The following is a 24,335-nucleotide window of genomic DNA, read 5'->3' on the forward strand; positions in this document are numbered from 1 at the left end:
CCGCGCGCTCAAGCGCATGAAGGAGCTGGGGGGTTCTGCTCGTCCCCTCAAGCGGGCGCTGGTACTCGTAGATGCGCAGCGCCAACGGTCAGGTGGAATGGATCTTGCGAGACGCCCTCAAACGCGCGGGAAGGCTGCCAAAGAAAGAGCCCTCGTTCAAGGGCACGCCCAAAGGCGAGGAGGGCTAAGCCGGGAAGACAGGGCTCGGGCGCGGCCGACGTCGGGGCAAAGCCGCGCTCTGCCTCGCCAGCGCCGAGGCAGAGTTGAGCCCCGCCGCTCCAAAGTCGAGCCGAGCGGCGGGGCCAACACCAACCCAAAGCAAGCTCGCCCCCTCTATACGCACCAACCGGTCCCCGGAGGCACCCGCCTTTGGAGACCGTTCTTTTCCCAGCTAGATGTCGTATATAAAGCCTTTTGACAGCTCGATTTTGCCCCGTGGGGGTCAAATATAAAGACCTTTGATGGTACGATGCTCGCGTCAATGACATGGTGGCTCTCGACAGGGGTCACCCCGACCCTCTAGGGAGCAAACGCATGGAGCTGGGCTCGCACATCAAGGAGCATCGCACGGAGCTCGGACTGTCCCAAGACGATCTGGCGGAGCGCATCTACGTGTCGCGCCAGACCATCAGCAACTGGGAGTGCGGCCGTACGTATCCGGATGTCCAGAGCCTGCTGCTGCTTTCCAACGTGTTCGGGGTGACCGTGGACTCCCTCATCAAAGGAGATGTGGAAACCATGGCACAGGTAATGAACGAAGCGGCCAAGAAGTACAACGCCCTCTCCACAATCACGGTCGTGAGCGCGGTCGTGTTTTTGGTGCTGAGCGCGTGGGCGGCGTTCCAGTTCGAATGGGGCTGGGGCATGCACATCGCGCCCACCGCGGCGTTTGCCGCCGTGGCGCTCGTCGTGATGCTCGTGGCGTTCGTGTATATGGAACGCATGAAGAAGCAGCACGACCTCGTCACGTACCGCGAGGTGTTGGCGTTTAGCCGCGGCGAGCAGGTCGATCGCGACACGCTCGAGGGGCGCCGTGAGCGCGAGATGAACCCTTGGGTCAAGGGCACGCGCAACGCGGTGCAGATCATCATCGGCGCCATCGCCGGCGGACTGGTGGGCGTCGGCATCGGCATGCTCGCCAAGATGCTGAGTTAAAAGCGCGGGTACGCACCCGTTCCCCGAAATGGTATCCCCCTTAGCCCCCCCATTCTGAAGATGTATGCCAGAATGGGGGGCGATTCCCGTTAGGAGGTGCCCCATGAACGTCACCGTACGCGCGTCCCTCATCGCATTGATCGCAATCGTTGGCGTCTGCTGGGCAATCCCCGTCCTCCTGGTGAGCGTCGTCCCATCCGATGCCGGCATGATCGCCATGATGGCGCTGATCTACCCCGTGCTCCCCGCAACTGCAATCACCCTCGGTCTGCTCGCCGCGAACTCCGCGAGGACGCTCTTCTGGGTACCCGCAGCGCTCGGAATCGGACCCGCGCTCCTGTTTCCCCTCGCGGTCGAGGGCAGCCAGGACCTTGCGTTCCATGGGGTTGCCTATACCGCAATCGGCTACGCCGCCATGGGCCTGCGCACCTGGACGACTGCTCGACAACATCGCTAAGCCATCGCCCCGCAAGCCTCCACAAGCCAGATCTCCCCGCGGCGATGGCACGCATCGCAGCAACAATCATGCAGGTAAACCCCATGCAAAACAATTTTTGCAGCGCCCGGCAAGCCTTGCCGCATATGATGTACAACAGATTCGATAGCGCACCCGATGTGTTCGCGGGACGCTCCTTCACGACCGGGAGGTGACGATGGACATCAGCAACCAGATAAAGACGAGGCGCGAGGCGATGGGGCTCTCCCAAGAACAGCTCGCCGAGAAACTCTACGTGTCGCGTCAGACGATCTCGAACTGGGAGCGGGACAAGACGTATCCGGACGTCCAGAGCCTGCTCATGCTGAGCATCCTATTCGGCACCTCCATAGACACGCTCGTGAAGGGAGACGTGACCGTTATGGAAGAGGCAGTCGAAAGAGATCGCAAGCGCATGGGAACGCGGATGCTATGGCTGGCCGTGCTGATGCTCGCGTTGCTGGCGGTGGCGTTCGCACTGATACTGTCGCCGGCGTTTAACTGGATGGAGGGCACCTGGGGCGCCGGCGTCGCCGCGGCTGCGGCGTTCCTGCCGGCGATAGCGGCGCTTGTTGTCGCAACCGTCCTCGAGCGCATCAAGCGCGAGAACGACCTGGTGACATACCGCGAGATCCTCGCCTTCATGAACGGCGAGGCGAACATCGAGCGCGATCCGCGGGCACTCCCCCGCCGCGCGTGGCCGACGAAGCATCGACTGGCGTACGACTTGCTGACTTTCATCGCCGCGGCCGCCATCGGCGGAGCACTCGGCTTTGCCGTGTGGGGGTTGCTGAACTAGAGGCAGCATCTGCCGAAGTCCGCATCACGCGCGTCAAGAATCAGCGCTTTTGGGCGGCGGTGTGCGCTCGTGATGCGGACTCGAAGGTGCCCGCAGCCGAAGACTTCAAATTGACTGCAAGCACTAGTAAAATTCCAGCTACTCAACGGTCCCTTCCGAAGGCCTTCATGAGAATGCTGACGATGCCGCAGAGAATGCCTCCAATTGGCCAAGGCAGCCAAAAGTAGCCGACGATGGAATCGGCCGCCTGACGCCCACTACCGATGGCGTCCCATGTGGTCCCAGCGAACGAAGGACCCAAAAACAGCCAACTCAGCGCAACGATGGTGGAAACGAGCATGATGACACCGCAAGCAGCCTCGATCTTCTCGTGCGTGCGCTTTGCGGAGCGCAGCTCGTTGCGCACCGCTTCAGGAACATCGATGCGGGCGATGTCCTCAACCTCGAGTTCCTCGACCGCATCGCGGTTGTACTCATCGATATCCACGCGACCGTACATCATGCCCGCATGGACAATCAGCCATACGCCCACCGCGACCAGGGCGAGCAGCGCAGCGCCCGCAGGAGCCTCCGCGCCAGACTCATGCTCGATGAAGTTGCCCAGCAGAACCCCCATCATGATGAGCATGAGCCCGGTAACCAACCCGCGTACCAGCACCTGGCGCGCCTGAAGACGATCATCGTCAGTATAAAAATCCTCGATAAAGGGATGCGCCTTCACAAAAGCAGAGTGCTCCATGCCAGCAGAAACCAAGATGCCAATGCCCACAAGCACGCCGGAGAACAGGGCGGCCAGCCCCAGAAGCTCGCCCCAACTTGCAGCCATACTGCTATTGAACAGGCCGCGCAGAGCCGTCCCTTCCTCAAAAAGCACGAGCCCCACAACGCCCAGGATAAACGCGGCGACACCCGTGGGAACTCGCTTGGCAAACGAGCGCATGTGGTCGTCATAGCCACACACATCCGTCGCGGGACCGGGCGGCACGGTAGCGACGGCGGGTGCCGGAGCGCGATCGGTAAGGTCACCCTGCACCAGGTCATCGAGCGAGCACTCGAAAATCTGGCACATTTTGATGAGCTTATCCATCTCCGGGTAGGACTTCTCGGCCTCCCACTTGGTGACGGACTGGCGGGACACCCCAAGCAGCATGGCGAGCTGCTCCTGGGTCATATGGCGCTCGGCGCGCAGATACTGAAGGTTGGTACGGAAGCTCATAGTAGGTCCTCTCGTTGGCTGGGAGCGACCGCTCGGGCGTCATGATCTTGGCTCACGGCGACGGCGCGGGCGCGGCATCCCAGCGTTCGGTGCTTTCCTGCCGGCGACTTACACACTACGGTAGCCACATGGCGGAAACCACCAACTTGAGGCTTCATTTTACGCAACCTGCAGGCACCCTATGGTTGCAAACCGCAGGTAGATTAAATGGACGTCATATTATAAGGAGCTTGCATCCCCTGTGAACTCAAACAATCCCCGCCGATGTTACGACCCGTTGCTTGCGGCAACGGACCATCTGCGGGCAGCATTGCGGTAACGTAGGAACCGGGCGAGAGAAAGGATCCACCATGCTGAACGAGAACATCCAGGCCCTCAGGAAATCGAAAGGGCTATCGCAGGAGGAGCTCGCGCTCAAGCCGAACGTGGTGAGGCAGACGGTTTCCAAATGGGAACGCGGGCTCTCGGTGCCCGACGCGGAGATGCTCGTCGCCCTCGGTGAGACGCTCGACGTGCCGGTGAGCAAAGACGAGGCGCGAGGCGATGGGGCTCTCCCAAGAACAGCTCGCCGAGAAACTCTACGTGTCGCGTCAGACGATCTCGAACTGGGAGCGGGACAAGACGTATCCGGACGTCCAGAGCCTGCTCATGCTGAGCATCCTATTCGGCACCTCCATAGACACGCTCGTGAAGGGAGACGTGACCGTTATGGAAGAGGCAGTCGAAAGAGATCGCAAGCGCATGGGAACGCGGATGCTATGGCTGGCCGTGCTGATGCTCGCGTTGCTGGCGGTGGCGTTCGCACTGATACTGTCGCCGGCGTTTAAGTGGATGGAGGGCACCTGGGGCGCCGGCGTCGCCGCGGCTGCGGCGTTCCTGCCGGCGATAGCGGCGCTTGTTGTCGCAACCGTCCTCGAGCGCATCAAGCACGAGAACGACCTGGTGACATACCGCGAGATCCTCGCTGTCCGCAATGCAGACAGGTGCTTTACAGCCACAAGCGCGATAGTTTCAACAACAAGATGCAGTGCCCCAGAGCCCCTAGCAGTCGACGATGGTCTTGCCGATCATGATGTTGAGAATCTCGACATCGGTATCCTTCATGCCCACACGGCCCACATAGCCCATGCTCGCGATCGTCTCCTCGACGGTATCCTGGATCAGACCCTCGCCGGCGCGGAAGCCGCGGCCCTGCATGGCCATATCGTGGCCCAGAATCGCCGCATCGACGGCAGCGGAAATCTTGGCGGCACAGCTCGCCTTGGCGCCATCGCACACGATGCCGCCAACGTTACCGAGCGTGTTCGAAACCGTCGCGCCAATCTGCTCGCGCGTGCCACCGCACAGCCAGGTAATCGCAGCACCGGCACCGCACGCAGCGCAAATAGCACCGCAAAACGCCGAGAGCGCACCAATATAGCTCTTGATATGCACGGCGATAAGATCGGACAGCATCACGGCGCGCACCAGGCGCTCGTGGTCGCAGCGCAGGTATTCGGCATACTCCATGACGGGCAGTGCGCAGGTAATGCCCTGATTGCCAGAGCCGCACACAATGGCGACCGGCAGCGCACAGCCGTTCATGCGGGCGTCGGACCCGGCGGCCGCACGGGCACGGGCCCGGCAGGCAACGTCATCGGCACGAGCACCCAGCAGCGTACGGCCAACCTCGGCACCCCAAGCGTGCGCAAGGCCCTCGGCACTGATTGCGCCATTCAGCTCAATCTGACGCTCAACGGCAGCGCGGGCGCCCTCAATGTCACCGTCCTCGATAAAGTCGATGATGGAATCAATGGACATGGGCGTATCGGCGTTATCTGCCGCACGCTCGGCCACCACGCGCTCGGCGCAGGCGGCGCACTCCCCCGCCGATTTGCCGCATACCGGAATACCATCGAGCGTATGGCACGTGACATTAGTGTGGTGATCGGTAATCTCGACGACCGCGGTATGGCCCCCGGCCGTCGCAGTCACCTTGATGTAGAGGTTGGGCACACCCTCGACAAGCGACACATCGCAGTAGCCAGCGTCGGCGAGGAGCTCGGCCACACGAGCGCGGTCTTCATCGTTAACGCTCTCGAGCACCTCAAGCGCGCTCTTAGCGTCGCCGCCCACGGCACCCAGCACGGCCGCGGCCTCAATACCGTGCATACCGCCCGAGTTGGGCACGGTCACGCTCTTAACGTTCTTGATTATGTTACCCGAGCAGGCAACATCCATATGATCGGGTTCGCAACCGAGCGTCTGGCTCGCCAGCGCCGCTGCATAGGCAACGGCAATGGGCTCGGTGCAGCCGAGTGCACAGACAAGCTCGCGGTTCAAAACATCGCAAAACGCGGCATCACGGATGGAATCGGTAGGCATAGGTATCTCCTGCTTGCATAACGGGCTGGGCTCTCGAAAATAATTAGCCCTTTTATTTGATAACAATGCATCAAAAACCGCAACCATGGTTCCGGCGGACGGCGCTCAAGCACAAACTGGCGGCATTCATTCATGAAAAGCAGGTCTTGTTGCATGCTAAAGCGTTTGACCAAAAAACGCCCGAGCGTTTACACAAAAGTCGCGTTATCATGCAGTCGAACGCGGTAAAACCTTTAGCAATTCCGCCGCACGGACCAGAGAGGAACCACTCATGAAGATCGGTATCGGTAACGACCACGCCGCCGTCGAGCTCAAGAACATCATTTCCGAGCACCTGAAGGAGCGCGGCTGCGAGGTCGTGAACTATGGCACCGACACCCCCGAGAGCTTCGACTACCCCATCGCCGGTTACAAGGTGGGCAAGGCCGTGGCCAACGGTGACGTCGACCTGGGTATCCTGATCTGCGGTACCGGCGTCGGCATCAGCCTGGCCGCCAATAAGGTCGAGGGCGTACGAGCCGTCGTGTGCTCCGAGCCCTTCAGCGCCAAGCTCTCCCGTATGCACAACAACACCAACGTGCTGGCCTTTGGCGCCCGCGTCGTGGGCTCCGAGCTCGCCAAGATGATTGTCGACGAATGGCTCGACGCCGAGTTTGAGGGCGGCCGCCACGAGCGTCGCGTCAATCTCCTCAACGAGATCGACCAGACCCGCGGACTAAAGATTGTCGACGAGGCCTAAAGACTTACAAAGCCATACGCTAGCGCCAGCCCCCGCCCGGAAGAAACATCCGGACGGGGGCTCTTTAGTAGTTTTCTATGCGTTTACTAAAAATCTACCGGAATAAAAGGGCGCCGCGGTTGGAATTCCGCGGCGCCCAAGCCACACGCTAACAGCTTTAAGGAGTCAAAGCTGGTTTAGCCAAAGAAGCGCTTGATCTCGATCTCGGCGTTCTCCAGGCAGTCGGAGCCGTGGATCACGTTGGCGTTGACATCGACAGCGAAGTCGCCGCGGATGGTGCCAGGAGCAGCATCAAGCGGGTTGGTAGCGCCCATAAGGGTGCGCATCTTGGAAACAGCGGAGAGGCCGGAAACGACCATCTTGACGACCGGACCGCTCGTCATAAAGTCGCAGAGACCGCCAAAGAAGGGCTTGTCGGCCAGATGGGCGTAGTGCTCCTCGACGGTAGCGCGCTCGAGCGTGGTCATCTCCATGCGCTCGATGACAAGGCCGCTGCGCTCAATACGAGCAACGATCTCGCCGATCTTGCGGTCGCGCACAGCGTCGGGCTTAATCATGATGAAGGTCTTCTCGATAGCCATAAGGTAGCCTTTCAAGTAGGTTCGCGCGTGCCCAAGTCCCATTCCGGCACCCGCCTGGACTGCATCGTAACAGAGTTTTAGCTGCAGTTAAACAAAAAGCTGTTTATTGAAACGCTGCAATTTATTAAAGCGCTCCATATGTGTCACTTCTGTTTCGAAGCCCGATTAGAGTACCATCCGCCCGCTCATCAACCACATCGAACAGAGCGGGCGGTCGGTTGCCACCCGCGAACGTACCCCCTTCACAACCTGCCCAAAGGTCCTACAGAAGTTCTCGACAAGCCCCTCCCCCATAGCAGCAAAATAGGGGCGCCCGCATCAGCAGACGCCCGTAAAGCAAAAACGATTTATCAATAAATGGACAATACGTCTTCAGCCAAACCTCTACTTTGCCCCGTGACCCATCTCGACAACCTTGGTTAGCGATCCAAACACGCCTTCGTCGCCCACGAGCTGCGCTTCGGCACGCTGCAGCTGCACGGCAACGGCGGCAGGGGCGGTACCGCCCTCGGTCGTGCGTGCGGCGATAATCGACGGGATGTCGAGCGCCTCGGTAATGTCGCGCTCAAAGAGCGGGCTTGCCTCCTGGAACACCTCAAACGGCAGGTCCTCAAGATTGCAGCCGCGCTTCTCACACATCAGGACCAGATGGCCCACCACGGCATGTGCCTCACGGAACGGCAGACCACGCTTAGCCAGGTAATCGGCAACATCGGTGGCGGCAAGATGCCCCACGCCGCACTCGCGCGCCATGGCATCCTCGTTGACGGTCCAGGTCGAAATCATTCCGGCCATAACGGACAGGCACTGCATGAGCGTGTGAGCGGTATCGAGCGCGCCCTCCTTGTCCTCCTGCAAGTCCTTGTTATAAGCGAGCGGCAGGCCCTTCATGGTTACCAGCAGCTGCACCAGGTTGCCGTACACGCGACCGCTCTTACCGCGGATAAGCTCGGCAAAGTCGGGATTCTTCTTCTGCGGCATGATAGACGAGCCGGTGGAGTAGGAGTCTGAAAGCGTGATAAAGCCAAATTCGGAGCTCGACCACAGCACGATCTCCTCGGAAAGACGCGACAGGTGCATCGCCATGACGGATCCGGCGTAATGCAGATCGAGCAGGAAATCACGGTCGGAAACCGCATCGAGCGAGTTGGGAATCACGCCCGCAAAGCCAAGTTCGGCAGCCGTCATCTGGCGATCGAGCGGATAGCTCGTACCGGCAAGCGCTGCAGCACCCAGCGGGCAGTTGTCGGCGGCGTCAAAGGCGGCCTTCAGGCGCGTAAAGTCGCGCGCGAACATCCAGGAATACGCCAGCAGATGATGCGAGAGCAGCACGGGCTGAGCGTGCTGCATATGCGTGTAGCCCGGCAGAATCACCTTGTCGTACTTCTTGGCCGCATCCACCAGCACATGGCGCAGCTCAAGATTGACCTCCATGAGCTCCTTGGCCAGCGCCTTGACGCCCAGGCGCGTATCGGTCGCCACCTGGTCGTTGCGCGAACGCCCAGTATGCAAGCGCTTGCCAGCCTCGCCGATACGACGCGTCAGCTCGCTTTCGATGGACATATGAATGTCCTCGTCGTTGATATCAAAGGTGAAGTTGCCGGCATCGATATCCTGTTCGATTCCGGTCAGGCCCTCGGCAATCGCCTGCTCGTCCTCGGTGCTGATAATGCCCTGGGCCGCCAGCATCTTGGCATGTGCCTTAGATCCGGCGATATCCTGCTTATAGAGATGTTTGTCAACCGGCAACGACGCGCCAAACTCCTGCGTGACCTCGGCCACGCCCGCCTCAAAACGACCGCCCCAAAGAGCCATGGAACCGTCCCCTTTCATCAAATCCCAAAACAAGCGCCCAAAGCAATGCGCCCTGTCGCTGAAGCGATTTCTCAACCGCTAGTTTTGCATATTCCCCACCATGTGCGAGGCCCTATAGCTAATTTGCAAAGAAGTGACGCGCCATGCACTTGGCGCCCAACGTCTCCCTCCGAATGTTGCCCTGCGAACCATCGATCCAGGCCTTTAGGCTCATAGGAACGTCCTCGACCTTTGCAGCATCGAACTCGGGCGCGAGGGCAAGTAAAGCATGCGCGATAGCATCGAACATAATGGATACTCCCCATATATATAGGCGCAGGGCCGTCAAATTGATAGGAGGAGCCCCGCCGGACAACCCCGGCGGGGCTCGGACTCAGCCGCAGACGCGGCATCATATATGCGGGCGGAACGTAGGGGCCACCGATGTTAAGAAGTGTCAGCAAGCATAACGAAAGGCAGGGACCCCATGCGCCCGTTATGTATCACGCGGATGGGCCGCGCGGATACCAAAGGAAGGAGGCGCTAGGCCTGGGCGGCAGCAGAGCTGGGGCCCTGGACCTTGGCCCACGTCTTGAGCGACAGCGTATCGATCTCGATAAAGCCGGCGCTGGCCTTCTCGTCAAACGTAGTGTCGCGGTCGTAGGTAGCCAGACCGTAGTCATACAGGCTAAACGGGCTCTTGCGGCCGACGACATGGCAGTTGCCCTTAAAGAACTTCAGACGGACGGTGCCGGTCACGCACTTCTGGGTGTCGGCCATAAAGGCATCGAGCGCGTTTTTGAGCGGGCTGTACCACTGGCCGTTGTACACGGCGGTGGCCCAATCCTGCTCGAGCTTAATCTTGGTCTTGAGCAGGTCGCCCTCGACGCAGATGTCCTCGAGCGCCTTGTGGGCGGTGATGAGCGTCAGGGCGCCAGGAACCTCGTAGCACTCGCGACTCTTGAGGCCCACCAGACGATCCTCGACCAGGTCGAGACGGCCAAAGCCGTTGTCACCTGAAATCTTGTTGAGGGCGATGACGATCTCGGAGAGTTTCATCTTCTTGCCATCGACGGCGACGGGCTTGCCCGCCTCAAACTCAATCTCGGTGTAGGTCGGGGTGTCCGGCGTGTCCTCGGGGTTCTTGGTCATAACCCAGGCGTCGTCGAGCGGCTCGTTCCAGGGATCCTCCAGGTGACCGCACTCGATGGCGCGACCCCACAGGTTGTCGTCGATGGAATAGGGGTTGTCGTTGGCGCCCTCGGGAACCGGCACGTTGTGGGCGTGAGCATAGGCAACCTCATCGGGACGGCACTTCAGATCCCACTCGCGAACCGGGGCGATAACCTTAAGCTCGGGGTCGAGGGCCTTGACGGCAGCCTCAAAACGAACCTGGTCGTTACCCTTGCCGGTGCAGCCGTGGGCGACGTAGGTCGCGCCAAACTCGTGAGCGACCTCGACAAGCTTCTTGGCGAGCAGCGGGCGAGACAGCGCGGAGAGCAGCGGGTACTTGTTCTCGTACATGGAGTTTGCGGCGATGGCCTTAGTCAGGAACTCATCGGAGAACTCGTCGCGCAGGTCGAGCACCTGGCAATCGAGAACGCCCAGGTCAAGCGCCTTCTGCTTCTTGGCATCCAAGCCGGTCTCCTCCTGGCCCACGTTGCCGCAGACGCAAACGACATCGAGATTCTTCTCGTCCTGGAGCCACTTGACACATACGGATGTATCAAGACCACCGGAATATGCGAGAACGACTTTTTTCTTGCTCATGGCTGTTTCCTTTCGCCCTTGGTAGCTAGTTAGAACATCGGTCAGTTGCAAGTCATTTCGAGGTCAAAAAACCGTGCAATATCAGGTTAAATAGCAAAAAGCAGCACAGCATGCCCTAGAAACATGCGTTTATATCGTGCTAAAACCCAACGACCTCAAAATGACTCTGTTGAGGCAATTCGCCCCATGCGGACAGAGACGATTGTTATCGTCGTCGGGAAATTGCGCGCTGGCGTCGGATGGCATTATCTGCAGTGGTGATGATCTTTACGAACTGCATCTGCCTCTCCTTTCACCTATCGCCGGGCGCAATTCTAATATCGTAAACGGTACCTTTTCTTCGGTAAGCGGTTGTATTTCCGTCTCCGTTTTCGATGGTCGCTATATTACGCTAAAGTGCCCGCAGCACAAGCGACAAATTCAAATTTCTGAAAAGTTTTTTCATTACTTTGTGAAGCGTGGTGCAAATACGCTCCGTTCCTGCGACAATACGCTCAGTTACTGGTTGATGGTTATAACGTCTGAAACAATTTCGAAACGAAAGGCGCGCTTTTATGCAAACTTACGAATCGGACACCAATATCGGAAGCATTAAGATTCTCGCCGTCGACATGGACAAGACGCTGCTCACCGACAAGCGCGTGTTGCCGCAGGGTCTTGATGAGCGCCTGGACAAGCTCGCCGACGCAGGCATTGTATTCTGCCCCGCCAGCGGACGCCCCGCCCCCAAACTCGAGGAAATGTTCGAGAGCATTAAGAACCGCCTTGCTTTTTGTCCCGACAACGGAGCCTGCGTCATCTATCGCGGCAGCTATATCTATAAGAGCAACATCGATGTGGCGCTGTATCAGCAGGTGCTCGCCCGTGCCTCGGAGGACCCGCGTGCCGTTCCCGTCTTGTGCTGCTACGACGAGTTCTATGTGCTCGCCCGCGACCATCAGTACCACGACGAGATCAGCGTGTACTACAACACGATCAACTACGTCGATAGCTTTGAGGGCCTTGATATCGAGTCCAACAAGATTTCGATCTTCTTCCCCGCCTACGATGCCGAGCCAGCGTTTCGCGAGGACTACAGCCCCGAGTTCTCGGACAAGCTCTACGTCACGAACGCCGGGCGCGAGTGGATCGACTTCATGAACCTGGGCGTCGACAAGGGGTCGGGCGTAGCACATCTCTGCGAGCGCCTGGGCATCGATATCGCCGACGCCGCTGCCGTGGGCGATACGTACAACGACATCCCCATGCTGGAGCGCGTCGGGCATAGCTTTATCGTGGACAATGCCGAGGAGCACATGAACGCGCATGCCAAATGGCGCATTCCGAGCAACAACGACGGGGGCGTACTGACGCTCATCGACGCCATCTTGGCGGCTCGTTAACGGGGCTCGTCGGACCCGGCCGGGCGCCAAGATGGCGTCTTGAGTGTCTAGATACTTAGCTGAAATGATTTGAGCAGAGGGGAGCTCCTTGTTGGGAGGGGCTCCCCTCTGTTTTGGTTACTGTGGGACAAATTAATCAGTAGTGTTTGTCCCAAATCTTAAGTATGTGGGGGCTTGCGTCTTGGGCGAGCTTGCCTTACGGAGTGCTTCCCTATTTCGCGTCGGCCCAGGTTATGCCGGTGCTGGCTTCGGCGATCAACGGTACGCGGAGGTCTACTACGTGTTCCATGACGTCGCGGACCATGGCGGTGAGGCGCTCGACTTCGTCGACGGGGCACTCAAAGTCCAGTTCGTCGTGTACCTGCAGGATCATGTGGGCGGCAAAGCCTTCTTCTTCCAAGCGACGGCTTACGCGGGCCATGGCGATCTTGATGATGTCGGCGGCGGTGCCCTGCATGGGGTGGTTCATGGCCGTGCGCTCGCCAAAGCCGCGGAGCTGTGGGTTTTTGGCCTTGAGCTCGGGAATATGGCGTCTGCGGCCATACATGGTCTCGGCATAGCCCGTCTGCTTGGCTCGCGCCACCACATTGTCGAGGAACGTGCGCACGCCCGGGTAGGCCTCGTAGTAGCGATCGATCATATCGCGCGCCTCGGCCATCGAGATGTGCAGCGACTGCGACAGTCCATAGGCCTGCTGGCCGTACACGATGCCAAAGTTCACGGCCTTGGCGCGGCTACGCAGGTCGGGTGTCACCTCGGACACCGGCACGCCAAATACGCGCGCGGCCGTCTCGGCATGGAAGTCCTCGCCCTCGTTGAAGGCGCGCACCAGGTGCTCGTCACCCGAAAGATGCGCGAGCAGGCGCAGCTCGATCTGCGAGTAGTCCACCGCCAAAAAGACGCTGCCCTCGCCCGCCGAGAACGCTGTCTTGACGGTACGCCCCAGCTCCGAGCGCGTCGGAATGTTTTGCAGATTGGGGTCGCTCGAAGACAAACGCCCCGTCGCGGTGATGGTCTGGTTGTACGTGGTGTGCACACGCCCGTCACCACGGCGCAGCGGGCCCAGCGTGTCCAGATAGGTCGACTTAATCTTGGACTTCTCACGCCAGTCCAAAATCAGGCGCACGATCTCGTGGTCGTGGGCAAGGTCGCTCAGCACCTTGGCGTTGGTCGAATAGTAGCCGCGCTTGGTCTTTTTGAGGCCCTTGGTCGGAAGTCCCATAACATCAAACAGCACGTGCGAGAGTTGCATGGGGCTGCCGATGTTAAAGGTCTCGTCGCCGGCCAGGTCGCGAATGCTGCGCTCGACATCGGCAATCTGGGTCGCCAGGCCCTCGGACAGACTGTGCAGGCGGTCGGGGTCCACGAGCATGCCCGCGCGCTCCATCTTGGCAAGCACCGGCACGAGCGGCATCTCGATCCCATCGAACACGTTGGCGGCGTTCTCGCGGGCCATGCGGTCACGCAGCGGTGCAACCAGCGCCAGCGTCAAGGCCGCCGTGCGAGCGGCGGGCGCAGGAGCGTCCTCGCCAGCACCCTCTGCGCCGCGCGCCGCAGGCAGCGCCATCTGCAGATACGTATCGGCCAGATACACCTCGTCAAACTCGGAGCGGTCGGAATCCAACAGGTAGGCGGCAACAACGGTATCGAAGATGCGCGTGGAATCGACTGCCAGCGGATCCATGAGCTCGAGCTCAGAAGAATCGATGGGCGAAAGCTCATGCAAAAGCGCCTTCATATCCGGGCTCGCCACACGGCCTTCCATAAACAGACGCGCGAGCACGCCGGCAATCACGCCGTGGGCGAAGTTGAAGCCCTCAACCTCAGCCGCCGCACCGCTGTCGCCCTCCTCGAGCGCAAACAGGCCCTTGGACGTCGCCAACCACAGCGTGCGCGTCAGCCCAAAGAGCGCGCCCTCTTCCTTGTCATCGTCCACCACGGCGGCGACCCACTCGCCGGCATCAATCACGCGGGAGACCTCAGCCGCAACGGCACCAAGCGCGCCAGCATCGCCGGCGGCTGCGCGCAAAACGGCGGGAATCTCAAACGTGCTGGCAGCAGCGCCACCCTCGCCGCCGATCAGCGCCAAGAAACGGTTCTGCATGGCGGTGATACCAAGCGTACCCAGCGCCGCGGAAACCTCATCGGCAGAAAACGCTGGGAAGGATGTTTCGTCAAAGTCGAGCTCGACGGGCGCATCGGTGCGGATGGTCGCCACCTTACGGCTCAGCAGCGCGTCGTCGATGTGTGCGCGCAGGTTTTCTCCCATCTTGCCCTTGACCTCGTCAGCATGCGCGATGACCTCGTCAAGGCTGCCGTACTGCGCGATGAGCGCACTCGCCTTTTTGGGGCCGATGCCCGGTACGCCGGGAATGTTGTCCGACGTATCGCCCTTCAGACCGTAAAAATCGGGCACGAGCGCCGGCGTGATGCCGTGATACAGGTCGTCCACGCTCTCGGGCGTCATGATCGCCACGTCGGACAGGCCCTTGCGAGTCGAGACCACGTTGACGTGCTCGGTCACGAGCTGATACATGTCGCGGTCGCCGGTCACCAGCAGCATGTCGCAGCCGGCCTCCTCGCCCAGGCGCGCCATGGTTCCCAGGATATCGTCGCCTTCCCAGCCCTCGGACTGCAAAATGGGCACGTTGAGCGCGGCAAGCAGATCTTTAATCATGGGGAACTGCGCGTGCAGGTCGGGGTCCATGGGCGGGCGCTGCGCCTTGTACTGCGGCAGCATCTCCATACGCACGCGCGGCTTGCCCTTGTCAAACGCCACGACAACGCCGTCGGGATTAAAGGCATCGATCATCTTGAGGAACATGTTCAGAAAACCAAAGATCGCGTTGGTGGGGCGACCGTCCGGCGCGTTCATGGTCGGCGGCACGGCGTGGAAGGCGCGATGCATGAGCGAGTTGCCGTCGATGACGGCAAAGGTACGGCGCTTTTCAGACATATTGAATACCTCGCTTTGGGCTGGGCACGGTTTGCTCACACCAGTTTACACGCTCCCCGCCCCGCGGCCACCGCACATCAGGCTTCCCTGCCGCCGCGGGCCCGCGCGTGATACGATGGCTCACGGTACATCAACCAGCACGATCGATCCGAAAGGAGCCTGCGTCATGGAGCGTCCCAGCGCATGGAAAAAGTACACGCCACAGCAGATCGAGGAGCTCGAGGAGCTTTGCCGCGGCTATAAGCAGTTTTTGAGTGAGAACAAGACCGAGCGCCTGTGCGTCAAGGCCGGTATCAAGATGGCCGAGGAGGCGGGCTACGTCAATCTGGAGACCGTGATCGCCGAGGGCCGCGCGCTCAAGGCCGGCGACAAGGTGTACGCCGCCAACCACGGCAAGGACCTCATGCTCGTCAACCTGGGCACCGCCCCGCTCGAGCAGGGCTTTAACATCCTGGGCGCCCACGTGGACTCGCCGCGCCTGGACCTCAAGCAGAACCCCGCCTTCGAGGCCGGCGACATGGCTTATCTCGACACGCACTACTATGGCGGCGTCAAGAGCTACCACTGGGTCGCTTCCCCGCTCGCACTCGTGGGCGTCATCTGCAAAAAGGACGGCACCACCGTCGACATCAACATCGGTGACAAGGCCGACGACCCGGTCTTTACCATCTCCGACCTGCTGATCCACCTCTCGAGCGAGCAGATGGCCAAGCCCGCCAAGGACGCCGTCGACGCCGAGATCCTCGACGTGATCGTGGGCGGCCGCCCCGTCAAGTTTGACGAGGACGACAAGGATGCCCCCAAGGAGCCCGTCAAGCAGATGTTCCTGGATATCCTCAAGGAGCAGTACGACGTCGAGGAGGAGGACTTCCTCTCCGCCGAGATCGAGGTCGTGCCCGCCGGCCCCGCCCGTGACATGGGCCTCGACCGCTCCATGATTCTGGGCTATGGCCACGACGACCGTGTCTGCGCCTATCCGTCCATGCTCGCCCAGATCAACGTCGCCAACGTGGAGCGCACGAGCATCACACTCATCGTCGACAAGGAGGAGATCGGTTCCGTAGGTGCCACCGGCATGACGAGCCGCTTCTTCGAGAACACCGTCGCCGAGATCATGACGCTCGCCGGCGAGGATAGCCCGCTGGCCCTGCGCCGCGCGCTCGCCCGCAGCCGCATGCTCTCCTCCGACGTGTCCGCCGGCTTCGACCCGGGCTACGCCGGCAAGTTCGAAACCAAGAACGCAGCCTTTATGGGTCGCGGCCTGTGCTTTAACAAGTACACGGGCAGCCGCGGCAAGGGCGGCTCTAACGACGCCGACGCCGAGTATGTGGCCCTCATCCGCGACATCATGGACGAGGCCGGCGTGGACTTCCAGACCTGCGAGCTTGGTCGCGTCAACGCGGGCGGCGGCGGCACCATCGCATACATCATGGCTAAGTACGGCATGAACGTCATCGACTCTGGCGTTGCCGTCCTGTCCATGCACGCCCTGTGGGAGGTCGCTAACAAGGCCGATATCTACGAGGCCTATCGCGGCTACAAGGCCTTCATCGAGCGCGCGTAACCAACCCTTCATCAGTTGCGGTGAAATACAGACTAAACTGGCCCATAAACGGCCAAAACAGACCGATTCCACCGCAACTTCCTTTTTGGCAGAGGAGAGTCCATGCTGCAGGTCGTCATTTCGCCCGCCAAGCAGATGCGCGCGGCCCAAGATGCTTTTGAAGTCCTGGGCATTCCACCCTTTGCGCGCGAGACGGCTCGCCTCCACCGCGCACTGCTAGATATCGAGCGGAATGAAGGCAGCGACAGCCTGCAGGCGCTATGGAACGTGAGTGACAAACTGCTGGGGCCTTGCCTCAACACCCTGCATGAGTTCGGGCCCATCCTGAAAAACGGCGATCTCGACAATCCCGCACTCGCCTGTCACCTCTCCCCTGCCGTCATGTCCTACCACGGCATTCAATACCAGAGCATGGCGCCCGAGGTGATGGATTCCGCGCAGCTCGCATGGCTGCAAAGCCACCTGTGGATCCTCTCTGGCCTCTACGGGTGCGTTCGCCCCTTTCATGCCGTCGAACCATATCGGCTGGAGATGGGCGCGAAGCTCGCCGTTGACGATGCCCGAGACCTCTATGCGTTTTGGAGCGACAAGCTCGCGCGGGCTATCGCCCCGGCAGGCTCAAACACCACGATCGTCAACCTCGCCAGCGTAGAGTACGCCAAAGCCGTTCTGCCCCATCTCGCGGGCGACGCCACGGTCGTCACGTGCCTCTTTGGCGAAGGCATCCGCAACGGCAAGCCCATCCAGCGCTCGACCGCCAGCAAAAAGGCACGTGGTTCCATGGTGCGCTGGATGGCAGAAAACAAGCTCGAGGATGTAAGCGGGCTCACCGCGTTTGACGTTGGTTATCGTCACTTTCCCGAGCTTTCAAATAAGAACACTTTGGTCTTCCTGAACGAACAGACCTTGTAGGACCACCGCTACTTTTGAATGTGCTGCCTAGGCACGGCGTCTATTCCGCCAAGCCGTCGGCTTTGGCAACTTCGTTTGTCGAGCCATCTTGGTAGGTAATCTTAACGTGCTCTACCTCGGACACCGCAACACCCGATGGGGGCTCCAAGCGCCATTCCGTCAGCGCGATATCCATAGTCGTAGGCACGTCGCCCTGATTCTTGAGCTTCACCGTCAGCGTTTTGAGCGCCGCATCATACGTCACGCGTTCGATTTCCTCACCAGGAATAGACCCACCGCTCAGCTGAAGCTGGACAAATCCATCGCGCGAATACCAATAGTCGCCCGGCGCGGCAACGGTATTGCCGCCCGTAACCTTCACTGTCATGATCGGCAGGGCATCGTCGGCCTCGAACTCCCATGCAGCGCCGCCGTGACCGCCAAACGTCCAGATACAAAAGGCAATCACCAGCACGGCAAGCACCGCAAAACCAATCGCGACAAGGCCATGGTGCGCACGGCTTTCCTCGGCCGATACATCCCATTGCGTCTCTCGATATAGATGCTTGTCTTCCATGTTCGCCTCCCCACAGGCACGCTCGTTAGGCCAATCGTACCCATTCGAGCTATACTTGAGCCCATTACATAAACGGGGAGCTTGCAGGACAAGACGGCAGGCTGAGATTGGGCGCGCCCGCCCTGACCCGCAAACCTGATATGGGTAATGCCAACGAAGGGAGCCGTGCCAATGAGCACACAGACCGAGCCCAAGCTCGTCACGCAAATCGACTTCGCCCGCGCCGGGCAGATCACACCGCAGATGAAGGAGGTTGCCGAGCGCGAGCATCGCGACCCCGAGTACATCCGCGAGCGCGTGGCCGACGGCCGCATCGCCATTCCCGCCAACATCGTGCATATCAAAAAGGGCATGCGCGCCTTTGGTGTCGGCGAGGGTCTGTCCACCAAGGTCAACGTCAACCTGGGCATCTCGGGCGACAAGGCCGATGCCGCCGAGGAATGGAAGAAGGTCAAGATCGCCGAGGACTTTGGCGCCGACGCCATCATGGACCTTTCCAACTCGGGCAAGACGCGCCAGTTCCGCCAGCAGCTCATCGACGAGACACCGCTCATGGTGGGCACCGTCCCCATGTACGACGCCATCGGCTATATGGAAAAGCCGCTGGTCAAGCTGACCAAGGATGACCTGTTCGAGGTCGTGCGCGCGCACGCCGAGGACGGCGTGGACTTTATGACCATCCACTGCGGCATCAACAAGTCGGTCACCAAGACCTTTAAGGAGACCGGCCGCTTGATGAACATCGTGAGCCGCGGCGGCTCGCTGCTGTTTGGCTGGATGGAGGTCACCGGCAACGAAAACCCCTTCTACGAGTACTTTGACGAGCTGCTCGAGATTTGCCACGAGTACGACGTGACGATTTCGCTCGGCGACTCCTGCCGCCCGGGCTGCCTCTACGACTCCAACGATGCCACCGAGACCGCCGAGATGATCGAGCTGGGCAAGCTGTGCAAGCGCGCTTGGGCCGCCGGCGTCCAGGTCATGGTCGAGGGCCCGGGTCACATGGCGCTCGACGAGATCGCCGCCAACATGAAACTGCAGAAGCGCCTGTGCCACAATGCCCCGTTCTATGTGCTCGGGCCGCTGGTGACCGATATCGGCGTGGGTTACGACCACATCACCGCCGCCATCGGCGGCGCCATCTCCGCCAGCTCCGGTGCCGACTTCCTGTGCTACGTGACGCCCGCCGAGCACCTGTGCCTGCCCGACGCCAAGGACGTGCTCGACGGCCTCATGGCCACCAAGATCGCCGCGCACGCCGCCGATATCGCCAAGAAGGTGCCGCACGCCCGCGACATGGACGACAAGATGGGCCAGGCACGCCGCAAGCTCGACTGGGATGCCATGTGGAAGTGTGCTCTCGACCCGGTCACCGGCAAGAAACGCTACGAAGAATCCCCCGCCGCCACCGAGGGCACCTGCACCATGTGCGGCAAGATGTGCGCCGTCCGCACCGTTAACAAGGTGTTCGAAGGCACGACGATCGACCTCGGCATGGAGGACTAACTCGTCACCGGAGCCACAATCGGTAACATGGTGTTCGTCAATTGTTGACGTGTGAACATTTGCTTACATTTGCGTAAAGATTGCATCGCTCGCCCGGGTTCGTCATAGAGCCGGCCCGGGCATCTTTATAATGCTGGCTTAAAGACCCATTTGATTCCGACCGAACAAGGGAGCGAACATGGATCGCAGTAAGGTACCTGCCGTTCTATCCATCGCAGGATCCGATTCCAGCGGCGGCGCCGGCATTCAGGCCGACATCAAGACCATCACGGCGCACCGCCTGTATGCCGAGACGGCCATCACCGCCATCACCGCACAAAACACGCTCGGTGTCACCGCCGTGCAGAATATCTCCCCTGATATCGTCGCTGCGCAGATCGACGCCGTATTTGACGATATCCGCCCCAGCGCCGTCAAGATCGGCATGGTTTCCTCTGCCGAAATTATCGAGGTTATCGCCGACCGCCTGAGCGCCTGGAACGCGACAAACGTGGTCGTCGACCCCGTCATGGTAGCCACCTCGGGCGCACGGCTGATTGCCGAAGATGCCGCCGAGGCGCTCACCCGCCGCCTGTTCCCACTAGCAACCGTCATCACGCCCAATATTCCCGAGGCCATGGCCCTGCTTGACTACGAGGTCGACTCCGAGCGCACACAGCAAAATGCTGCCATGCTCCTCACCCGCCGCTTTGGTTGCGCATCCCTCGTTAAGGGTGGGCATCTTGTCAACGAGGCCAACGATGTATTGGCCGAACCCGCGCCACTCGATGACGAGGGCAACCATCTGGGCGATCCGCTCACCACGTGGTTCCGCCACAAGCGCATCGAGACCGACAACACACACGGCACCGGCTGCACGCTTTCGTCCGCCATCGCCTGCGCGCTGGCCCAGGGCATGGATCTTGCCGATGCCGTCAACGCCGGCAAGGCATACCTGACAGGCGCTCTGGCCGCCGGCCTGAACATGGGCAAAGGCTCCGGCCCCGTCAACCACATGTGGCAATATTAAGATTCGCAGCCCAAAACCGCCGCAAAGGGGACAGGCACCTTTGCGGTGGCTCCCACAAACATCTCGATCTGTAACAGTAACTCGGCAAAATCGACCCTAGATGTTACAGATCAAGACAAACAATCGATATCGACCTAAATAATCTTAATCTGTAACATCTAGCCCGTTTTCGGCCTTGGAACTGTTACAGATCAAGACAAACAAACGAAACAAGCCCCCGCAAGGGGAACTCTGTGGTGGTTTGGGGCCGTGCTACTCACCGAGCATCTCTTTGAGCTTGGCTGCCACGGCATGTCCCAAGCTCTCGTGGCTTTCGGGCATCATATGCAGATAGTCGATATCGCCCGGCTCGGCAAACTCGGCGGCATTCAAAAAGTCGCAGCCAAACTGCTCGGCCACGTGCGCATAGTACTCGCCAAAATGTTCAGATGCCTCGACGGAACGCTCGTCAAAATCGGTCATATATACATCGGCGATCTGCGGCTTGATCTTGATAGGAGCCATCAGCAGGATGCGCGGGCAAGGCGCAGCGTCGGTCCACGGAAACGCGCGGACGGCGCGAATCAGCGCCATGGCGCCACGGGCGATATCGGAAGCTGTCACGTTAAAGACCGTCTTACAGTCGTTGGTGCCCAGCATGATCACAATGGCGTCCAGCGGCTTATGAGCCTCGAGCAGCATCGGAAGCGCGCGAATGCCGTTGAGGTTAGTGTCCAGATGGCACATGTCGTCGCGTACCGTCGTGCGGCCGTTGAGGCCTTCTTCAATTACATGCCAGCCCTCGCCTAAGTCACGTTGGACCACGCCACACCAGCGCACATCCTGCGCATAGCGCACCGCGGTACCGTCGCGCATGCCCGTCGGATCGTAACCATAGGTGTTGCTGTCACCAAAGCACAGAACGTTTTTCATCGTAAGCTCCCCACTCAATAAAAAGCCGACAGGAGCAGCCTCTCCCGTCGGCTCGGTATATCGCATCACGAGCACCGTTTACAGGTACTTGCGCCAGTCGTCGTCATCCTCGTCATCCTCGGCAGCGGCCTGAGCCTGCTCGGCGGCACGGGCGGCTGCGGCGCGGGCGGCAACCTGAGCATAGGACTCCTCGTTTCGCTCGGGGAAGTTTGCCAGCACGTGCTCGAATTTGGCGAAGTCCTCGTCCCAGCGCGTAGAGGGCACGGCAAAGAAGACCTGCTTGACCTTGAAGTCGCCCGATGCGAGCTCCTTGCGGAAGAGCTCGGCCACGGCCTCGGCATCAAAGCCGTTGTTGTCGCAGCCCCATGCGCCCAGCACGAGCTTCTCGCGACCCAACTCGTCGCAGATGGCGAGCACAAAGCGAATGCGGTCGCGCAGGGCATCCAGCAGAGCATCGTCGCTCACGCGATACTCCTGGCGGGCGCGCTTAACGTTGGGCGCGGCGGCCACGATCACGTCGGCGTATGCATGCACGTGGTTGCGGTCGAAGCGCACCGCAGGCACCACTAGGGCACGGTTACGATAGAGCTCGCAGTTGATGTTGCGGCGACGGTTCTCGCCGTACCACTTACGCTGCCTATCGAGAACGTTGTACAGATACGAATCGGCGCACAGCGTGGCCTCCTGGCCCAGATAACCCTGAATATATCCACCGCCCGGATTGGTAAACGAGGCAAAGGCGAGCACGGCCATGTCGCAGAACTGCGCATAGCCGCGACCGTTATCGAGGATTGCCTGCGTGGCGGAGGCATCAAGCACAGTGACCTCGGGCAGGACCGGAGCGGGCTCCTCAGCAGGCGCGGACTCAGCTTCGGCGATTTCCTCGGCAGGCTCCTCGACGGGCTCGGGCGCCGCCTCGGTCTCGGGCGCCGCCTCGACCTCGGCAGTCTCCGCGTTCTCGACGTCCTCGGCGACCTGCTCTTCGGGAGCCACAGCACTCTGAACCTTGGCCTTCATCGCCGCGACAAAGCCGGCAGGCATACCGTCAAACTCGCGAACACCGGCAAGCGAACGCTCGATATCCTTGGCGCACGCTTCGGACACAGTTGCCACGTGACGCTCGGCGGCCTTGGCACGGGCCTCGCGCTTGGGATTGGGCTGACCCGCTCGGTTGGACCTGCGGTTACGGTTCCTGTTGTCGACGTCTGCCATACGTGGCCACCTTTCCTGTCGCTGCCGCTATCGGCTTTTCCCATCCATGATACCCCGCCGCGCACAAAAAAGACGGCCCCGAAGGACCGCCTTTCGCATCGTTTTACCGTGTCCAGCAGGAAGCATCGCAATGCCGCGCTTTAATCGCGACGGCCGAGGATGTTCAGAATGCGCAGGAACACGTTGATGATGTCCACGAACAGGTTGGATGCCATGAGCACGGCGTTGGGCAGCGTGGGCGGCACCGTCGTTGCCACATAGGTGTCGTAGCCGATGAAGCCGGCGAACACCACGATCACGATCAGGTCGGTGATGGTCTGCGAGACGCCCATGAACATCAGCACGATCTCAACCAGAATAGTGGCGAGCAGAACGCCAAAGCCGATGCCATATACGCGCTGGAAAAACTTGGGGAACGTCACGCCCAGCGCACCAAAGACAAAGGTGATGGCGGCCGTGGCGATAAAGGCGGTGTTAATGGTAGGCAGGTCGTAGTTGGCAAGACCAAACGACGCCGTCAGGCCAAAGGTACTCGCAAAGATTACGTAGCCCACAAGGGACAGACCCACGGACTGCTTGCCCGCAGCAGCCGACATCATGACCATGCCGACGATGGTTAAAATAAACGAGCCAAAGACCAGTGGCAGGGCGGCGCCGCTCATCATCATGCGCGCAAACGACATGGTGCTCGTAAAGTAGGCGCCGGCACCCATGGCGCAAAAGCCCAAGAAGATCAGGGCAGATATGGCGAGATTGTACGCGCGCGGCGACATCTCCTTGGCGCGACTTGCGCCGGTCTCGACGGGGCCGTTCTGATAGCCCTGGATATCGTTCATACTTCGTCCTTTCAAAAAGCGCCACAACAGCGCCGTAGGTGACAAGATTCCTGCCATTGTACCCGAATGCCGCGCGCTCTTACCTGCGGCGCTCGCCCTCGAGCGTACGATCAAAAGCCCAGACCCACCAACGCATCACGTGCGCCTGCGAGCCGTCCGCCCGCTCACGCGTTTGGTCCTCTAGATACAACTCGGTCGCATGTCCGCCAAAACGTACCTTATAGGTTGCCGTACGAATGCCGTGAACCGTCAGGCCAAAACCGGTGGACGAGACAATCTCGTCAATCGTAAAGCAGCGACCGTCAACCCAGCAGACGGTAACCGGCACAACCTGTCCGCCCGCGAGAATGCGAGCCACGACGTCCACATACTGCTTGTGCACGCGCCGAGTTTTGCCGTCTGTCTGTCGATATTCCATGGCCCTATTATCGAACGCATGTTTGCATGTTGTAAAGCGAACAGACTGTGGTTTTGGAGTGTCGGAGCGAACGCACGCGTCCGTATGGCGTGTTAGCAAAAAGAACGACCACGGTCAACAGGGCTAATATTCAATGTTAGTACCAAAAAATTCACTTCTCCCATCAGAACTCCGTAAAG

21 protein-coding genes and 3 pseudogenes are annotated in these 24,335 nt (G+C 60.3%); 12 read left to right on the plus strand and 12 right to left on the minus strand.

Translation table 11 applies throughout. The features are described from left to right. Positions 1–71: 71 nt before the first annotated feature. The 4 genes and pseudogenes from ACRX4W_RS04375 to ACRX4W_RS04390 form a co-directional block, all read left to right on the plus strand. Positions 72–188, plus strand: a pseudogene (locus tag ACRX4W_RS04375) (Arc family DNA binding domain-containing protein); the annotation flags it as partial. 346 nt (positions 189–534) lie between these two features. Then, positions 535–1,155 carry a helix-turn-helix domain-containing protein gene (locus tag ACRX4W_RS04380; protein WP_118226807.1) on the plus strand — a complete coding sequence of 207 codons (621 nt, stop codon included), beginning with the start codon at positions 535–537 and terminating at the stop codon, positions 1,153–1,155. Positions 1,156–1,258: 103 nt separating this feature from the next. Further along, a complete protein-coding gene (locus ACRX4W_RS04385; protein WP_118094091.1) occupies positions 1,259–1,612 on the plus strand; it encodes a hypothetical protein in 354 nt (117 codons plus the stop codon). Positions 1,613–1,808: 196 nt separating this feature from the next. After that, entirely contained in the window at positions 1,809–2,429 is a 621-nt protein-coding gene (locus tag ACRX4W_RS04390) for a helix-turn-helix transcriptional regulator (protein WP_432299382.1), read from the plus strand. 142 nt (positions 2,430–2,571) lie between these two features. On the opposite strand, the gene ACRX4W_RS04395 is transcribed toward ACRX4W_RS04390, so the two are convergent. Further along, positions 2,572–3,645: a helix-turn-helix transcriptional regulator gene (locus tag ACRX4W_RS04395; RefSeq protein WP_124786312.1), complete on the minus strand. Its 1,074-nt coding sequence runs from the start codon at positions 3,643–3,645 to the stop codon at positions 2,572–2,574. Between the two features lie 350 nt (positions 3,646–3,995). Here ACRX4W_RS04395 and ACRX4W_RS04400 point away from each other — a divergent pair. Together ACRX4W_RS04400 and ACRX4W_RS04405 are read left to right on the plus strand one after the other, a co-directional pair. Next, positions 3,996–4,154, plus strand: a pseudogene (locus ACRX4W_RS04400) (helix-turn-helix domain-containing protein); the annotation flags it as partial. 28 nt (positions 4,155–4,182) lie between these two features. Beyond that, positions 4,183–4,320, plus strand: a pseudogene (locus ACRX4W_RS04405) (helix-turn-helix transcriptional regulator); the annotation flags it as partial. A 366-nt stretch (positions 4,321–4,686) separates the two neighbouring features. On the opposite strand, the gene ACRX4W_RS04410 reads toward ACRX4W_RS04405, so the two are convergent. Continuing rightward, positions 4,687–6,009 (minus strand): L-cysteine desulfidase family protein, encoded by a 1,323-nt coding sequence (locus ACRX4W_RS04410; protein ID WP_124786313.1) that lies wholly within the window; start codon positions 6,007–6,009, stop codon positions 4,687–4,689. 271 nt (positions 6,010–6,280) lie between these two features. On the opposite strand from ACRX4W_RS04410, the gene rpiB reads away from it, so the two are divergent. Further along, complete coding sequence (rpiB, locus tag ACRX4W_RS04415; protein ID WP_432299384.1) at positions 6,281–6,748, plus strand: ribose 5-phosphate isomerase B; 468 nt, start codon at positions 6,281–6,283, stop codon at positions 6,746–6,748. Between the two features lie 176 nt (positions 6,749–6,924). On the opposite strand, the gene ndk is transcribed toward rpiB, so the two are convergent. The 4 genes from ndk to ACRX4W_RS04435 form a co-directional block, all read right to left on the minus strand. Next, positions 6,925–7,329, minus strand: a complete 405-nt coding sequence (gene ndk, locus ACRX4W_RS04420) for a nucleoside-diphosphate kinase (protein WP_055251725.1) — start codon at positions 7,327–7,329, stop codon at positions 6,925–6,927. 384 nt (positions 7,330–7,713) lie between these two features. Beyond that, a complete protein-coding gene (gene argH / locus ACRX4W_RS04425; RefSeq protein ID WP_432299386.1) occupies positions 7,714–9,144 on the minus strand; it encodes an argininosuccinate lyase in 1,431 nt (476 codons plus the stop codon). 118 nt (positions 9,145–9,262) lie between these two features. Further along, positions 9,263–9,433, minus strand: coding sequence for a hypothetical protein (locus ACRX4W_RS04430; RefSeq protein WP_158555286.1), 171 nt, complete (start codon positions 9,431–9,433; stop codon positions 9,263–9,265). Positions 9,434–9,666: 233 nt separating this feature from the next. After that, entirely contained in the window at positions 9,667–10,893 is a 1,227-nt protein-coding gene (locus ACRX4W_RS04435) for an argininosuccinate synthase (protein WP_124786315.1), read from the minus strand. Between the two features lie 554 nt (positions 10,894–11,447). Here ACRX4W_RS04435 and ACRX4W_RS04440 point away from each other — a divergent pair. Further along, positions 11,448–12,275, plus strand: a complete 828-nt coding sequence (locus ACRX4W_RS04440; RefSeq protein ID WP_117736402.1) for a Cof-type HAD-IIB family hydrolase — start codon at positions 11,448–11,450, stop codon at positions 12,273–12,275. A 211-nt stretch (positions 12,276–12,486) separates the two neighbouring features. Here the strand turns inward: ACRX4W_RS04440 and polA are convergent, their stop codons facing one another. Further along, positions 12,487–15,231: a DNA polymerase I gene (gene polA, locus ACRX4W_RS04445; RefSeq protein ID WP_432299389.1), complete on the minus strand. Its 2,745-nt coding sequence runs from the start codon at positions 15,229–15,231 to the stop codon at positions 12,487–12,489. A 166-nt stretch (positions 15,232–15,397) separates the two neighbouring features. Between polA and ACRX4W_RS04450 the strand changes: the two genes are divergently transcribed. Both ACRX4W_RS04450 and ACRX4W_RS04455 read left to right on the plus strand, forming a co-directional pair. Beyond that, positions 15,398–16,795 carry an aminopeptidase gene (locus ACRX4W_RS04450; protein WP_117655131.1) on the plus strand — a complete coding sequence of 466 codons (1,398 nt, stop codon included), beginning with the start codon at positions 15,398–15,400 and terminating at the stop codon, positions 16,793–16,795. A gap of 102 nt (positions 16,796–16,897) precedes the next feature. Continuing rightward, complete coding sequence (locus tag ACRX4W_RS04455; protein ID WP_117647252.1) at positions 16,898–17,707, plus strand: YaaA family protein; 810 nt, start codon at positions 16,898–16,900, stop codon at positions 17,705–17,707. Between the two features lie 40 nt (positions 17,708–17,747). Here ACRX4W_RS04455 and ACRX4W_RS04460 read toward each other — a convergent pair whose 3' ends face one another. Then, positions 17,748–18,263, minus strand: coding sequence for a hypothetical protein (locus ACRX4W_RS04460; RefSeq protein WP_124786317.1), 516 nt, complete (start codon positions 18,261–18,263; stop codon positions 17,748–17,750). Positions 18,264–18,434: 171 nt separating this feature from the next. Here ACRX4W_RS04460 and thiC point away from each other — a divergent pair, with 171 nt between their 5' ends. Both thiC and thiD read left to right on the plus strand, forming a co-directional pair. Beyond that, positions 18,435–19,769 carry a phosphomethylpyrimidine synthase ThiC gene (gene thiC / locus ACRX4W_RS04465; protein WP_117798206.1) on the plus strand — a complete coding sequence of 445 codons (1,335 nt, stop codon included), beginning with the start codon at positions 18,435–18,437 and terminating at the stop codon, positions 19,767–19,769. A 178-nt stretch (positions 19,770–19,947) separates the two neighbouring features. After that, positions 19,948–20,778 carry a bifunctional hydroxymethylpyrimidine kinase/phosphomethylpyrimidine kinase gene (thiD, locus tag ACRX4W_RS04470; protein ID WP_117800350.1) on the plus strand — a complete coding sequence of 277 codons (831 nt, stop codon included), beginning with the start codon at positions 19,948–19,950 and terminating at the stop codon, positions 20,776–20,778. A 252-nt stretch (positions 20,779–21,030) separates the two neighbouring features. Here thiD and ACRX4W_RS04475 read toward each other — a convergent pair whose 3' ends face one another. The 4 genes from ACRX4W_RS04475 to ACRX4W_RS04490 form a co-directional block, all read right to left on the minus strand. Continuing rightward, complete coding sequence (locus ACRX4W_RS04475; RefSeq protein WP_161194715.1) at positions 21,031–21,690, minus strand: SGNH/GDSL hydrolase family protein; 660 nt, start codon at positions 21,688–21,690, stop codon at positions 21,031–21,033. Positions 21,691–21,768: 78 nt separating this feature from the next. After that, positions 21,769–22,902: a TIGR02452 family protein gene (locus tag ACRX4W_RS04480; RefSeq protein ID WP_124786319.1), complete on the minus strand. Its 1,134-nt coding sequence runs from the start codon at positions 22,900–22,902 to the stop codon at positions 21,769–21,771. Positions 22,903–23,042: 140 nt separating this feature from the next. Continuing rightward, positions 23,043–23,738: a Bax inhibitor-1 family protein gene (locus tag ACRX4W_RS04485; RefSeq protein ID WP_161194714.1), complete on the minus strand. Its 696-nt coding sequence runs from the start codon at positions 23,736–23,738 to the stop codon at positions 23,043–23,045. 79 nt (positions 23,739–23,817) lie between these two features. Next, entirely contained in the window at positions 23,818–24,156 is a 339-nt protein-coding gene (locus ACRX4W_RS04490; RefSeq protein WP_117854961.1) for a hypothetical protein, read from the minus strand. Positions 24,157–24,335: the final 179 nt, after the last annotated feature.

Origin of the sequence: Collinsella aerofaciens, assembly GCF_964283865.1 — a bacterium.
Lineage (GTDB): Bacteria > Actinomycetota > Coriobacteriia > Coriobacteriales > Coriobacteriaceae > Collinsella.

Excerpts from the sequence above, each read along its gene's own strand:
- ACRX4W_RS04440 (WP_117736402.1), top strand. The coding sequence starts at position 11,448 with ATGCAAACTTACGAATCGGACACCAATATCGGAAGCATTAAGATTCTC.
- ACRX4W_RS04435 (WP_124786315.1), bottom strand. The coding sequence starts at position 10,893 with ATGAGCAAGAAAAAAGTCGTTCTCGCATATTCCGGTGGTCTTGATACA.
- ACRX4W_RS04390 (WP_432299382.1), top strand. The coding sequence starts at position 1,809 with ATGGACATCAGCAACCAGATAAAGACGAGGCGCGAGGCGATGGGGCTC.
- argH (WP_432299386.1), bottom strand. The coding sequence starts at position 9,144 with ATGGCTCTTTGGGGCGGTCGTTTTGAGGCGGGCGTGGCCGAGGTCACG.
- ACRX4W_RS04430 (WP_158555286.1), bottom strand. The coding sequence starts at position 9,433 with ATGTTCGATGCTATCGCGCATGCTTTACTTGCCCTCGCGCCCGAGTTC.
- thiD (WP_117800350.1), top strand. The coding sequence starts at position 19,948 with ATGGATCGCAGTAAGGTACCTGCCGTTCTATCCATCGCAGGATCCGAT.
- ACRX4W_RS04380 (WP_118226807.1), top strand. The coding sequence starts at position 535 with ATGGAGCTGGGCTCGCACATCAAGGAGCATCGCACGGAGCTCGGACTG.
- ACRX4W_RS04485 (WP_161194714.1), bottom strand. The coding sequence starts at position 23,738 with ATGAACGATATCCAGGGCTATCAGAACGGCCCCGTCGAGACCGGCGCA.
- ACRX4W_RS04490 (WP_117854961.1), bottom strand. The coding sequence starts at position 24,156 with ATGGAATATCGACAGACAGACGGCAAAACTCGGCGCGTGCACAAGCAG.
- ACRX4W_RS04480 (WP_124786319.1), bottom strand. The coding sequence starts at position 22,902 with ATGGCAGACGTCGACAACAGGAACCGTAACCGCAGGTCCAACCGAGCG.
- ACRX4W_RS04395 (WP_124786312.1), bottom strand. The coding sequence starts at position 3,645 with ATGAGCTTCCGTACCAACCTTCAGTATCTGCGCGCCGAGCGCCATATG.
- ACRX4W_RS04475 (WP_161194715.1), bottom strand. The coding sequence starts at position 21,690 with ATGAAAAACGTTCTGTGCTTTGGTGACAGCAACACCTATGGTTACGAT.
- thiC (WP_117798206.1), top strand. The coding sequence starts at position 18,435 with ATGAGCACACAGACCGAGCCCAAGCTCGTCACGCAAATCGACTTCGCC.
- ACRX4W_RS04450 (WP_117655131.1), top strand. The coding sequence starts at position 15,398 with ATGGAGCGTCCCAGCGCATGGAAAAAGTACACGCCACAGCAGATCGAG.
- ndk (WP_055251725.1), bottom strand. The coding sequence starts at position 7,329 with ATGGCTATCGAGAAGACCTTCATCATGATTAAGCCCGACGCTGTGCGC.
- ACRX4W_RS04460 (WP_124786317.1), bottom strand. The coding sequence starts at position 18,263 with ATGGAAGACAAGCATCTATATCGAGAGACGCAATGGGATGTATCGGCC.
- ACRX4W_RS04410 (WP_124786313.1), bottom strand. The coding sequence starts at position 6,009 with ATGCCTACCGATTCCATCCGTGATGCCGCGTTTTGCGATGTTTTGAAC.
- ACRX4W_RS04455 (WP_117647252.1), top strand. The coding sequence starts at position 16,898 with ATGCTGCAGGTCGTCATTTCGCCCGCCAAGCAGATGCGCGCGGCCCAA.
- rpiB (WP_432299384.1), top strand. The coding sequence starts at position 6,281 with ATGAAGATCGGTATCGGTAACGACCACGCCGCCGTCGAGCTCAAGAAC.
- ACRX4W_RS04385 (WP_118094091.1), top strand. The coding sequence starts at position 1,259 with ATGAACGTCACCGTACGCGCGTCCCTCATCGCATTGATCGCAATCGTT.
- polA (WP_432299389.1), bottom strand. The coding sequence starts at position 15,231 with ATGTCTGAAAAGCGCCGTACCTTTGCCGTCATCGACGGCAACTCGCTC.